The sequence below is a fragment of the Planococcus donghaensis genome (genome assembly GCF_001687665.2).
Classification (GTDB): domain Bacteria; phylum Bacillota; class Bacilli; order Bacillales_A; family Planococcaceae; genus Planococcus; species Planococcus donghaensis.
Genome location: NZ_CP016543.2, coordinates 1,754,204 through 1,767,114, shown reverse-complemented (window position 1 = coordinate 1,767,114; position 12,911 = coordinate 1,754,204). Strand labels below are relative to the sequence as shown.

General features: G+C 36.9%; 14 protein-coding genes. 11 read left to right on the top strand and 3 right to left on the bottom strand.

Annotated features, from left to right (window positions below; all coding sequences use genetic code 11):
* Positions 1 to 24: 24 nt before the first annotated feature.
* The 4 genes from BCM40_RS08845 (at position 25) to BCM40_RS16490 (ending at position 2,042) form a co-directional block, all read left to right on the top strand.
* Positions 25 to 333: a WGR domain-containing protein gene (locus BCM40_RS08845; RefSeq protein ID WP_083394499.1), complete on the top strand. Its 309-nt coding sequence runs from the start codon at positions 25 to 27 to the stop codon at positions 331 to 333.
* Between the two features lie 679 nt (positions 334 to 1,012).
* Positions 1,013 to 1,441: a hypothetical protein gene (locus tag BCM40_RS08840; protein WP_065526235.1), complete on the top strand. Its 429-nt coding sequence runs from the start codon at positions 1,013 to 1,015 to the stop codon at positions 1,439 to 1,441.
* Positions 1,442 to 1,446: 5 nt separating this feature from the next.
* Positions 1,447 to 1,809, top strand: coding sequence for a hypothetical protein (locus tag BCM40_RS08835; protein WP_065526236.1), 363 nt, complete (start codon positions 1,447 to 1,449; stop codon positions 1,807 to 1,809).
* Positions 1,810 to 1,892: 83 nt separating this feature from the next.
* Positions 1,893 to 2,042, top strand: a complete 150-nt coding sequence (locus BCM40_RS16490; RefSeq protein ID WP_169818719.1) for a hypothetical protein — start codon at positions 1,893 to 1,895, stop codon at positions 2,040 to 2,042.
* A gap of 169 nt (positions 2,043 to 2,211) precedes the next feature.
* On the opposite strand, the gene BCM40_RS08830 is transcribed toward BCM40_RS16490, so the two are convergent.
* Together BCM40_RS08830 and BCM40_RS08825 are read right to left on the bottom strand one after the other, a co-directional pair.
* Positions 2,212 to 2,946, bottom strand: a complete 735-nt coding sequence (locus BCM40_RS08830) for a Bax inhibitor-1/YccA family protein (protein WP_065526237.1) — start codon at positions 2,944 to 2,946, stop codon at positions 2,212 to 2,214.
* A gap of 155 nt (positions 2,947 to 3,101) precedes the next feature.
* Positions 3,102 to 3,854: a GDSL-type esterase/lipase family protein gene (locus tag BCM40_RS08825; RefSeq protein ID WP_065526238.1), complete on the bottom strand. Its 753-nt coding sequence runs from the start codon at positions 3,852 to 3,854 to the stop codon at positions 3,102 to 3,104.
* Between the two features lie 172 nt (positions 3,855 to 4,026).
* Here BCM40_RS08825 and BCM40_RS08820 point away from each other — a divergent pair, with 172 nt between their 5' ends.
* The 6 genes from BCM40_RS08820 to BCM40_RS08795 all read left to right on the top strand — a co-directional run bounded on the left by BCM40_RS08820 (position 4,027) and on the right by BCM40_RS08795 (position 10,934).
* Positions 4,027 to 5,010: a ketoacyl-ACP synthase III gene (locus BCM40_RS08820; RefSeq protein WP_065526239.1), complete on the top strand. Its 984-nt coding sequence runs from the start codon at positions 4,027 to 4,029 to the stop codon at positions 5,008 to 5,010.
* 372 nt (positions 5,011 to 5,382) lie between these two features.
* Positions 5,383 to 5,706 carry an IDEAL domain-containing protein gene (locus tag BCM40_RS08815; protein ID WP_065526240.1) on the top strand — a complete coding sequence of 108 codons (324 nt, stop codon included), beginning with the start codon at positions 5,383 to 5,385 and terminating at the stop codon, positions 5,704 to 5,706.
* A gap of 365 nt (positions 5,707 to 6,071) precedes the next feature.
* A complete protein-coding gene (locus tag BCM40_RS08810) occupies positions 6,072 to 7,100 on the top strand; it encodes an ABC transporter substrate-binding protein (RefSeq protein WP_065526241.1) in 1,029 nt (342 codons plus the stop codon).
* 34 nt (positions 7,101 to 7,134) lie between these two features.
* Positions 7,135 to 8,877, top strand: a complete 1,743-nt coding sequence (locus BCM40_RS08805) for an ABC transporter permease (RefSeq protein WP_065526242.1) — start codon at positions 7,135 to 7,137, stop codon at positions 8,875 to 8,877.
* Positions 8,874 to 9,944, top strand: coding sequence for an ABC transporter ATP-binding protein (locus BCM40_RS08800; protein ID WP_065526243.1), 1,071 nt, complete (start codon positions 8,874 to 8,876; stop codon positions 9,942 to 9,944). Before BCM40_RS08805 ends, BCM40_RS08800 begins: the two co-directional genes overlap by 4 nt.
* A gap of 186 nt (positions 9,945 to 10,130) precedes the next feature.
* Positions 10,131 to 10,934, top strand: a complete 804-nt coding sequence (locus tag BCM40_RS08795; RefSeq protein ID WP_065526244.1) for a metallophosphoesterase — start codon at positions 10,131 to 10,133, stop codon at positions 10,932 to 10,934.
* A gap of 151 nt (positions 10,935 to 11,085) precedes the next feature.
* Here BCM40_RS08795 and BCM40_RS08790 read toward each other — a convergent pair whose 3' ends face one another.
* Positions 11,086 to 12,060, bottom strand: a complete 975-nt coding sequence (locus BCM40_RS08790; protein WP_065526245.1) for a proline dehydrogenase family protein — start codon at positions 12,058 to 12,060, stop codon at positions 11,086 to 11,088.
* A gap of 316 nt (positions 12,061 to 12,376) precedes the next feature.
* Between BCM40_RS08790 and BCM40_RS08785 the strand changes: the two genes are divergently transcribed.
* Positions 12,377 to 12,907, top strand: a complete 531-nt coding sequence (locus BCM40_RS08785) for a GNAT family N-acetyltransferase (RefSeq protein WP_238323716.1) — start codon at positions 12,377 to 12,379, stop codon at positions 12,905 to 12,907.
* Positions 12,908 to 12,911: the final 4 nt, after the last annotated feature.

Genomic DNA, 12,911 nt, shown 5'->3' with positions numbered 1-12,911 from the left:
ACTAGCGAAAAGTGAGGAATTCGAGTGGACAAATCTTTAGTATGTATAACCGCCTACTCCAACAAGTTTTGGAGAATTAAAGTTCAAGGCAATATGTTTATTGTGTTATACGGAAAAATTGGAAGTCGAGGCTCTGTAAACACAAAAAAATTTGTTTCGGAGGAAATCTGTTTAAATGAAGCGGATAAACTAATTGAATCAAAGTTGAATAAAGGATACTGGGAAAGTGATCAAGAGGAAGCGCGGTCTAAACGTTTTTTAAAAACCGATGCGACTTATTCACACAGTATAGGTTCTTTGAAAAAGAGTTCCAATATAGGCCCATGTAAATAGAAATTGGAAACTAAAAATATTTAATAAAATTTCGAAATTTCCTTATTTTAGTAAAGTATTCTTGAATTGGAATTCATAATGCAAGCATATAAAAATATAAAAATACGAAATTATATAGGATAGCTTGTAAAGAGAAGGTGCGAATTACTATGCATCTTCTCTTTCCTTTTATTACATGCTATTTTTATAAAAATTAAATAACAGTCAAAAAAATCCCAGTAAATATAAGCAAAGTTTAAGACAGATGGTCCATATATATGGAGCTTGTTTGTGAAGGGTTTCTTTGTTAGTGGGAATTTTATAATGAAGTTGTAATTTTTGGGAATTTCGCATAAAATTATTCATATGCGTTTATTTGCATAAAAATTATACGAGAAAAACATTTAATTAGTCAGAATTAAAAGAATATTCTATAACACTTTACATATTTTGTCTTGTATTATAGTCTAAATGTATTGCAAATGATTTTTTTAAAAAATTATAAAAGTATTAAAGAGTATAAAAGTACTACGATTAAAAAAAGTAGTAAGTATTTGTGTTTATTAACTATCTTTTTTGACAGAATTTTCAAAGACATTTTATCGTATGTATTATGTAAACTTTTTATCAAGGGTTTAGCTGGTTGTAATTGGATATACACCTAGAATCTATTTTCAAAGCGTTTAAAGGAGTTGTTAAAATGGTAAAAGTGGATTTGCTAGAAAAAACGCCACAAAAAGTTAGTGAATTATTAGGCGGAGAAATGGAATTTTATGACGGGTTCTGGCACCTTGAGAAAAAGCGAGAGGTTAAAGCGCACAGGAGATCAAGGTTGTGTGTGTGTTGGTCATTAGACTTGTTAGTTGCTTATCAAATGACTGCAGATGACCAGAAAGCTATTAATCAAGCTGAAATTTTTCTGCTACCTGAAGAATTATCCGTTTTTATCGGCGAACTGATTAAACATCCAAATTTTTTACCTATTAGTTACTCTCAACAATTGTCAACAGAACGAGGAATGTATTGTTTAAGAATTTCGTCCCTGGAACTACCAGAACACTTCGCCGAACGTCTTTCAGATTCGCTCCAAGCGCTTGGTGAGAAAAGCATATTGTCCAAAGGAGAGTAGAGATAATGGAACAAGTTTTGTATTTGCCACAGGAAAGAATCACCTATTTTTTTCTGAAATCTAAAGATGTTCATGTTGAAGAAGGAAATACGTACATCACTTGCTTTGCTCGCTTAACAAGAGAAGTGCTAATTGAAAAAGACGACGAAGAACAAACACAGATTCAAACCTTTTGGGTCGATATAAATGAATTACGGTTTGATCAAGCATCAAAGAAATTACGAGATTTACCAAATTGCATGCATCGATATGAAATCACTAAAGAGGTATTTTATAACATGTATCAGTTATCCAAGAAATGCCCTGAAGAAATTTTTCATGTGATTCCTTATCACAAAAAATCTACATGTGAAAAATTCGTCAACTGAAGGATAATTGTAAATCCCCATCGCACAATATTTTAACTACTACTCAACACACAGAATTACCCATACTGAGGAGGATGATTTAGATGACTACAATGATAAATAAAGGAAGAAGAAAGAACCAGCTTGCGAAAACATATTTAGGAATGTACAAGGAATATATCGAGGGATATAAGCAATATAAATTAGAAAAAGCTGCTTTATACGTAACAGAAGAAAAAACTAAAAGAGCGTAACTAGATCAGATTTATTGAGTAAGTAAAACACAGCAAAAAGCACTTCCTATTCACTATCGATAGGAAGTGCTTTTTGCTGTGTTCGTCAGAAAATTATTAACTATACTGAATGGAATCCTGATTAGAATGGCATGATAGTGTAAAAAACGCCCCGAAGGACGTTTTAGAGTTACCTGCTGCGAATTTTTGATAACAAACGAAGAATTTCTAGGTACAACCAAACCAATGTTACAAGTAATCCAAAAGCTCCGTACCATTCGAAATATTTCGGTACTTGTTTTTCGGCAGCATTCTCAATGAAATCAAAATCTAACACTAAATTCAAAGCGGCAACGATAACAATAACGACGCTAATGGCAATGCCCAATGGTGTCGCTTCATGTAAGTGAGGGATGTTAAAACCGAAAAATCCACCAATAAACGAAATGATGTAAACTAAGAAAATAGCTCCTGTAGCTGCAGCGACGCCAAGTCTGAAGTTTTGCGTTACTTTGATTAAGCCAGACTTATAAACAACTAGTAAACTCAATAACACACCGATAGTGATCAATACGGCTTGGAACACGATGCCTCCATACTGAACTTCGTATTGCGCAGATACTGCACCGAGGAATAAGCCTTCTAATAGCGCATACACTGGCGCTGTGAAAGGCGATATTTTGGGAACGAAAATCGTAAATAACCCAACAATCAATCCGCCGATTGCTCCAACAAGAATCAGTGGCAATACGCCAGTTGGATTGCTGACAAACTGATTCCAAGAATAAACAAATGTTACGAGTAATAGCAAAATCAAAATAAATGTTTTATTAACGGTGCCTTGGATGGTCATCTTTCGGCCCGCATCTTTACTCTTGAAGTTTTCAAACGCTTCGGTCTTTAAACTTGGATTTCCACTTCTCAAACTGATCACCTCATAAATTATTTCAAGCAAAATCAATTATATCCTTTAACCTACAAAAAATATACGATGAACCCACCAGTTCTAAAGTCCTTCTCATGATAACTCAAAAAAGCTGTAGCCCCAAAACGGGAGCTACAGCTTTTTTGAAATGTATATTAATGATGTGTTACATGCTCGACGTGAAATGCCTTTATACCGATTTTAGCCAATTTTTTTTGACCTGCCTTGGTAGGGTGGATGTCTTGTGGCAATACGTACTTTTCTTGATTGCTCCCAAACGCACTATAAGCATCAGCTATGTGAACATCATTAAAGCTATGGGCTAATTCAGCAAAAGTAGCATTAACTTGAGGCAAGAAAAGATTAGCGATATTGTGTAACGGATCATTTGTTTGGAATGGATTATACATATTATACAATACAATCGGAGCATCACTTAATGTTCGTATTTCGTTAATGATTTCCGCTAAGTTATTAAAAGCTTTACTGGTAGATAACTTTTGCTGAATTAGAAATTTAAACAACTCAGGGTCTCCGCCACTTTCTGCATTTGCTGCTCTTAAAATCTCAATAAAATCATTTCCGCCAATTGTAATTGTAATGTAATCAGCGTGATGAATCGCTTTTTGGTATTTTTTGTTTGTTTTTATAGCAGTCAACAAATCAGAAGTTTGCAATCCATAAGCACTGAGGTTACGGACGCGTAAATCAGCTTTTTCACCAATCAAGTAAGGAAACGCTGCTTTAGAAGGGTGATTATTATTTTTACCTAAATTATAGCCGTAAGGTACAGAATCACCTAATGAGACAAGCAGATCTTTGCCGTGATTATGTTCTGCAGATACGGATGGGGTTCCAAGTGCCAAAACTAAAAAAACAGCGATAAGTAATTGAAATAGCTTTTTCATCGGTGCAACTCCTTTTCCATTTTTTAGTTTATTATAAAACAAATAAACTGAATTGTCAGTATTTTATTAACGAAATCAAAAATATTTTAAAAGTAGATTCAAGCGAATATTAGTACCTATTACTAATAGTTGGTGGTAGTATAGTGGTAAGACATTAAAAGGGGCGATTTAAATGACCACTTCAAAAGCTCGAATTACAGCTATCGGCTCATATGTACCTGAAAAGAGGCTGACAAATCACGATTTGGAAAAATTAGTTGACACTAACGATGAATGGATCGTCCAACGGACTGGTATAAAAGAACGTCGTATAGCGCTTGCCACTGAATTCACGAGTGATATTAGTGTGAAGGCTGTAGAAAATTTGAGGGAGCGCTTTAAGAAATCACTAGATGATGTGGACATGATTATTGCCTGTACAATGACCCCTGATTTCAAAACCCCAAGTGTTTCTGCTCTTGTGCAAGCGAAACTTGGTATTAAAAATACTGGCGCGATTGATTTAAATGCAGCTTGCTCTGGATTTGCTTATGGACTTCATATCGCCAATGGTTTAATCACAGCGGGTTTAAACAAAAAAGTTTTAGTAATCGGCGCAGAAACTTTCTCGAAAATTTTAGACTATAGTGACCGTTCAACGTGCATTTTGTTTGGAGACGGCGGTGGAGCGGTTCTGGTAGAATTTGATGAAAAAAATCCAAGCTTTATTGAAGCGCATATGGGTACGAACGGAGAACAAGCACATAATTTGTATTGCACCGATCTTTCACACCAAATGTTTGGAAATGAATTAGAGGTTAATGGTTTTGTTAATCAAAATGGGCGTGAAGTATACAAATGGGCAGTAAACACCGTTCCTAAAGGGGTAACCGCATTACTAGAAAAAGCTGGATACGAAACAAAAAAAGTGGATTGGTTTGTTCCGCATAGTGCAAATCTTCGAATCATCGAGTCGATTTGTAGCAGGACTGGATTATCTCTTGAACAAACAATTTACAGTCTTGAATACTATGGCAACACTTCTGCAGCTTCAATTCCGTTATCGTTAGATAAAGGACTACAGGAAGGAAAGCTGAAATTCAATGATACAGTGCTTCTCTATGGATTTGGTGGCGGCTTAACACATGCAGGAATGCTGATTAAGTGGTCAATTTAATCGTATACAATCGAATAAATAAGGTCTTAAAATAGTTGCAATCTCTCGAACCCTAAAATGGGAAGAGGGGTTGTTTTTATTTTTTCTCAACTTGAACATATCTCGAATGTGAGGCAAATAAATTGAGTTTCTTAGTGGAGAGACGTAAAATTAACACTAGTAATAAGCTTAGTAGAGAAAACTTCTCTACTTATTCTGTCTAGAAAGATAAAGGATAAGGCAAATTACTATTCTACTTGCTTAGCGAAAACTATAGAATAATGGCGTATGACGTTTGCGAGTGTTTAATAAGGGAAACAGTAATAAGAATCTATAATTCGATTAGTGTTTAATAAGTAGAGAACAAAAATATTGTAAAGTAGGTGTATAGATATGGGTACGAATAAAACGATTTTAAAAACAAGTGATTGGGTAAAAGGGAAATCACGCCACGACGAACTAATTATCGGTTTCATTGATTCCCTAGACGTTCTAAAAGAAGCAGTTAATGTAACTGTTGTAGAAAGTGACAATGAGGACATGATCGGCATGACCATTCCAATGTCTATACATCAAGTTGACAGCATTCCAGAATCTTCAAATAAAGATATAGCACAACTGAGCTTCCTGATTGATTTAGCATTGGCCACTGACGACAAAGAATGGTTCCAAGAGCTTTCGTCTCAATTAAATGAAAAAAAACAAACGGTTAATTAACAATAGTCAATCAACTTTAAATAGTAAAGAATGATAGCAAGCACTTTAGTCCAACAGGTTTACTCACCTGAAGTTATGGATTAAAGTGCTTTTTTATTATCTTTAAAGAGAGTTAGCAAAGCATAAACTGCTAATAAATCAGAATATTTTTACAACTTATATTTGACCTCGCTAGCTCCTCTATTTATAGTTACGTTATAAGACAAGATATATAAACTTTCTATAAGATGAAGTATTAAACGGGTTACAATAATATTTTTTAATATTGGCTTAACAATAGCTTTATAAACTAGCTCTATACTAATAAGGAGTTACAACATCATAAATTTTACAAAGGCCGATACAAAATTTGAGGAGGAATAGAGATGAAAAAAATCTTTTTTGGTTCGGCATCATTTTGTATAGCAACATTACTCGCTGCTTGTGGGGGCGAAGGAGGCGGTTCGTACTCCAGTACTTCGAAAGAAGGAGAAGGAGTTTCAGGCACTTTGGATTTTTATACTTCACAGCCAGATGCAGATGCGCAAGGATTGGTTGATGCCTTTAAAAAGCAAAATCCAGATGTTGAAATTAGCATTTTCCGCTCAGGAACAGAAGAAGTTGTATCAAAAATCCAAGCTGAAAACCAAGGTGGCAATATTCAGGCAGACGTCTTATTGGTAGCTGATTCGGTAACGTTTGAAAATTTTAAGGCAGAAGAATTATTACTAAGCTATGAATCTCCAGAAGCAGCATCAATTGATGATGCTTTTGTGGACCCTGATGGTACGTATGCCGGAACGAAAATAATGGCAACGGGAATTATCGTCAATACAAACGAAGTGACCGATCTGCCGGATAGTTGGAGTAGCTTGACTGACGGAGCGACTAAAGGACAGGCTGTAATGCCAAGTCCTTTGTATTCGGGTGCTGCAGCTTATAATTTAGGTGTCATCACGCGTCAAGATGATTTCGGTTGGGAATTTTATGAAGCACTCAATGCCAATGACATAATGATTACACAAGGGAACGGAGCAGTGTTAGAAAGCGTGGCAACGGGTGAGAAGAATTATGGGATGATTGTCGATTTTTTAGCAGCTCGTGCTAAAAACGATGGTTCTCCAGTTGAATTGATTTACCCGAAAGAAGGAGTGCCAGTTATTACAGAACCGGTAGGAATTCTCGCTAACACTGAAAATGAAGAAGCATCTAAAGCATTTGTCGACTTTATACTTTCAGAAGAAGGTCAGAAGTTAGCTTCTGAACAAGGTTATACGCCAATTCGTGAAGGTGTTGAAGCTCCTAAAGGGCTAAAAACGTTAGATGAAATGACAATTTTAAATGCTGAAGCGATGGAGCTATTAGAAACGCGCAACGATGACAAAGCGAAATTCGGAAAGATTTTCGGAGAGTAAAATAAACTGAATTTCGATGTGAGGAGTTAGTGCTATGACAGCAAAACCGCCAAAGGCAGAAGAGAGAAAAAAGAGGGATTCCTCTTTTTCTCTCTTTTTTCAAAGTAAGAATTTGTATAAAATTGCTGGACTGCTCGTTATTTTCGTGTTTTTTCTGCTGCCTGTATTGCGGCTTGTTTGGTTGAGTTTTGTAGATGACGGATCGCTAACAATGCAGTATTACACCGAGGTACTGAAGGAACCAGCAACGTGGAAAACAGTGAAAAACACAATAATCGTTGTGCTAGGTTCAACCACATTAGCATTGGTGTTAGGCATCTTATTTTCTTGGATTGTCGCATATGTTCAATTGAATGGTAAACGCGCCATGCAGTTGTTTATTTTCTTGCCATTCGTGATTCCTTCTTATATAACCACACTTGCTTGGACACAGTTTTTTAGTGCTTCTGGTCCTGTAACAGCGATGCTATCTTGGCTGCCAGGAGAACCGCAAGCACCAAACTTGTACAGCATTGGGGGGATCATTCTTCTTCTTGGAATATCTCATTACCCACTTGTGTATTTGTTTACGGTTAACGTTTTCAGAAAAATTCCGCGAGAACTTGAAGAAGCAGCTGCAACGAGTGGTTTATCGAAAAAGCGGGCGTTTTGGAAAATTGTCCTTCCTTTAGCGCTGCCTGGAATCGCTAGTGGGGGCTTGATTGCATTCTTATCTAATCTTGATAACTTTGGGATTCCAGCATTTCTTGGAACACCTGCAAATATTCGAGTATTGAGTACGTATATTTATGAGCAAGTGGTCGGATTTGGGCCATCGGCATTTTCTCGTGCCGCTGTTTTATCTGTAATTCTTGGCGTGATTGCATTATTGGGCACGGTGTTGCAATGGTTTTTGTTACGCCGCAGCCGGGTCAACGAAACGAATAGAAGTGATTCAACACCGCGTATTTATTTGTCGGCAGGAAAACAAAAGTTCCTGGAAGTAGCCTTATGGATCTTCCTCTTCGTGACAAGTTTAATGCCACTGATTACAATGGGGGCATTATCGCTAATTTCTGCCTACGGCGTACCATTCAAATTAGAAAATTTATCGTTACGAAATTATGAATATGTCTTTTTAACTGATTCTAAACCGCTCTCGGCTTTATCGAATAGTTTGCAACTGGCCTTGTTGACGATGTTTGTTTGTTTAGTAATCGGGACGGCTGTCGCGTATTTGCGCTTTAAATATTCGGATTGGAGCACGAAAATAGCCGAACTGTTTATGACCATTCCATATGCACTTCCTGGTACCGTGTTTGCATTATGTATGATTTTTATGTGGCTTGAGCCAATACCTGGATGGAACCCTGGAATTTACGGGACGGTCTGGATCCTATTTATCGCTTATGTCACCCGCTTTCTTGTATTGCAAGTGCGAGGAAGTTATACAGCATTTTTGCAAATCGATCCGTCAATGGAAGAAGCAGCACGAACGTCTGGTGCAGCAGGTTGGGTAAAGTGGCGCCGTATTTTATTGCCTTTGTTGTTTCCAGGAATCATCAGTGGTGCGTTACTGGTCTTTTTAATGGCACTCACGGAATTGACGGTATCGAGTTTGCTATGGTCTTCCGGATCTGAAACAGTGGGCGTAGTCATATTTGGTTATGAACAAGCAGGTTATTCAACGTATTCAACAGCCTTTTCAACGGTACTCGTGCTGGGTATATTGTTTGGTGGAGGTCTGTTTATGCTATTAGGGAAGCTTTGGGATAGAAAGGTGCTGAAAACCAAATGATTAAAGTAAATAATGTATCAAAAAAATACGGTTCTTTTTCTGCGTTGCATGACATTAACTTGGAAATCGGCGAAGGAGAATTTATCGCAGTGCTTGGTCCATCGGGATGCGGGAAAACAACATTACTTAAATTATTGGCAGGGTTTATGGGGCCGAGTGACGGCACGATTGAAATGGATGATCTTCTGCTCGCTTCAAAAAGACGAGTGTTGCCACCAGAGAAACGCAATATTGGCATGGTTTTTCAATCATTTGCACTTTGGCCGCATATGACCGTTGCTGAACACGTGAAGTTTCCACTATGCTATCATCCTAATAAAATCAAAGAAGGAAAAAAAGAACTTCAAGAACGAATCTTTGAAGTTCTAAAACTTGTTGGTTTAGACTCAATGGCTGAACGATACCCTTCAGAGCTATCAGGAGGTCAAAAGCAACGCGTAGCGCTAGCTCGGGCTATTGCGCCCTTACCGAATTTATTATTAATGGACGAGCCCTTAAGTGCGTTAGACGTTGAGTTGCGCATGGAAATGCGCAAAGAAATTCAAAAGTTGCACCGAGAAACAAAAGCGTCTATTGTTTTTGTTACTCACGATCAAGGAGAAGCATTGGCTATCGCAGATAAAATTGTCGTGATGAATGAAGGCCGTATCGAACAAATTGCTCCTCCAGAAATTCTTTATACACGTCCCGAAACGGAATTTGTAGCTACTTTTGTTGGAAAATGCAATTTAGTTAAAGGAGATTGGCAAAACGATCAATTTGTCCCTGCGATTGACCCTCAAAATGTTTGGCCAGATCTTGGTGTGACAATTAGTTTTAAAGAAAACGGCATTTATCCCGTTCGTCCGGAACAATTTCAACTCTTGCCTCCAGAACAAAATGGCTTACAAGGTATTGTCTCTTTTGTACAGTATCAAGGACATGAAATTCATTATACTGTTGAAGTTGAAAAAGAAACATGGACCATTCATGAATCGGTATTTACAACACGATTCACAACAGGTGATTTTGTGAATATTTCCTTAAAAAATGCTCCGGTTCAAAAGGAATCACTTGTGCCCTATTAATAAGTTAGATGTCGAAAAGAGAAGTGCGCTACAAGTTGCATTTCTCTTTTTTTATGAAACATTCTAGCTCTGACTGATAAAAGATTGAAAAATCAGTTATAATAAAGGCATAACGAAATACAACTATCTTCTATAAATTAGAGAAGATTCGGATGACTAGTATGCTTCTCATAGGAGGAATGCTCAGTGAAAATCGCTATTTTATCGGATATTCATGAAGGGTTAAACCGAAAAAAAACGGAGACTGATATACTGTCACTTTTAAGAGACAGTTTAATCCAACATGCGCCGGATGTTTTTATCATGTGTGGTGATATGGCGGGAGGACCTGAAAAAAGCCTGGATTTGCTAAATCGGCTACAAAGTGAGTTACCAAAAGTGAAAGTTTTGTTTGTTCACGGCAACCACGATATATACCACGAAGATTCTACTGTAGCTTACGACACATTACTAGAATTTCAAGGGAATTTAGGAAGAGGACCAGTGGAGTTAAATGACGAGTGGGTCGTCATTGGGGACGGGGGATGGTACGATTACTCATTGGGCGTTTCGGGGTTTACTGAAGAAGAATTTGAACTCGGCCGCTGCAGTAATTTTACGTGGCCAGACAAACTTCATGCCCATTGGCCGGAAAAAGATAAAGCTGTTACCGACAAGTATGTAACAAAGCTAGAGCAGTGGTTAATAGAACATCAAGAGAAAAAAATTATTTTGGTCAATCATTTCGTTCCGTTTGATCATTTTATCCAAATTAAAAACGAGCCAACGTGGGATTTTTTTAACGCCATGATGGGAAGTTCAAGATTTGGGGAACTGGCCGAAAAATACGGTGTGAAAAAACTGGTTTTTGGTCACACACATTCACGCTACCATGAAGAATATAAAGGCATTGAGTGTATTTGCAATCCCCTTGGTCATTATCCAAATGAATGGGTTCTGGACTCGCCAAAAGAAGAAATCCATACTGCAATGAAAATTATCGAAATTTAATGTTGTCTTATTTCTGTATTTATCAATATTTATTAGTTAACATCAAAAAACCTGTAAGCCATAGACGGCTTACAGGTTTTTTGGTGCTAATAGTTTAGTTGATACCAATAGCTTCTGTGTTTAGTAAAGTAATAACGCTATAAATAGAACCTTATAATTTTTTGCTTGTTAAACGACCGAGTAAAAATGCGCCAGCTACAACGCCTAAAGCAGTATTCGTTTTTTTCGTGAATACTTGTTTCACCACTAAGTTCAAATTTTGAGGACGTTCAGCAAGTCTACGCATGAAATAGCCGTACCAATCGGTACCAAAAGGAATATATGTGCAGAAATTATACCCTTGTGCTGCAAGTTCAAATTGCATTTCTTTACGGAAACCATAAAGCATTTGGAACTCAAACTTATCATTTGAAATGTTGTGGTCAATAACAAATTGTTTAACGTGGTTAATGACGTTGTGATCGTGAGTGGCGATCGATGTAAATTTACCATTCAACAAATGATATTCAATTAATTCGATGTAGTTGGCATCGATTTCTTCTTTTGTTTGGTATGCTACTGCTTCCGGTTCTTTATATGCACCTTTTACAATGCGAAGACGGTAATTGCTATATTTTTTGATATCTTCTTGAGCTCTTAGGAAATACGATTGAATTACTGTACCGATGTTATCATAGTCTTTAGACAACTCTTCCATCAAGTCAAAAGAAGGTTGTAGGCGATCGTAGTTTTCCATATCTATATTGATGAAAATTCCGTAATGAGACGCTTTATCTACAATTTCTTTAATGTTTTCAAAACAGAAGTCATAGTCGATATCCAGACCTAATTGTGAAGGTTTTAACGAAATATGCGCATCTACTTCGTGGTTATGAATCGCATCCACTACACCTAAAATCTGATTTTTTGCTTCTAATGCTTCTGCCTTATCGTGGACGAATTCTCCAAGATTATCAATGGTGCAACTAATGCCTTGTGCATTTAGTTCTTTGATGCTGCCAATTGCTTCTTCAATGTTGGTGCCAGCAACGACGCTATGAGCTCCAAGTTTGAAACCGTAATTTTGAGCAGCTTTATTTAAAAGTTGGTTTTCTGAAAGGTGGATAAAGAAGTTTTTTACGATCATTTTTTATTGCCCCAATCTTCTCTGTATTTTATAACGGAACAAATCGCTGAAGAACTAGTGAACCTTCAACATAAGTAGAATAAAATGGTAGACGCAAAATTTTTTTGCATTAATAATTATCCCTATCTATAATAATGCAAAAAAATGCTGCATATTGCAATCTTTATTTTCAAAATTTCTTTATTATTTTTATGATTTATTAAATAATGCTGTGATAGGTGACAATTACGTGGCCAGTTTTTAATCATGACAAGCTTTGGTAATATAGAACAGAAGAGAACAACTGTAGTAATTTATAAAGGGGTGAAAACTTTTGGTGGACTATTTGTTTGAATCAAAAAGGTTAAGGTTTCGACGCTGGAAAAACACAGATCGAGACAAGTTTGCTGATATGTCTAAAGACGTCGAAGTGATGCGTTACTTTCCGAAAACAATGTCGAAAAAACAAGCTGATCAACTGATCGAGCGTTTTGAAACGCACATGGATGACAAAGGTTATACAATGTGGGCAGTAGAACGAAAAGAAGATGGGGCATTTATGGGTTTTATCGGAATGCTTGAAATTACTATGGAGATTGAAGGAAAAGGTTCAGCAGAAATTGGCTGGCGGTTAGATAAGAAGTTTTGGAAAAAAGGCTACGCAACTGAAGGAGCGGAAGCTTGTCTGGCATATGCGTTTGGGCCATTAAACATGAACGAAGTGTATTCCTTTACTGCATTGATCAACCAGCCTTCTGAAACAGTGATGAAAAGAATTGGCATGACTAAAGTAGGGGAGTTTGACCATCCGAAATTAGAAAAGAATAGCCCACTTGAGCGACATGTATTGTATAGAATTAAACGATGAGATT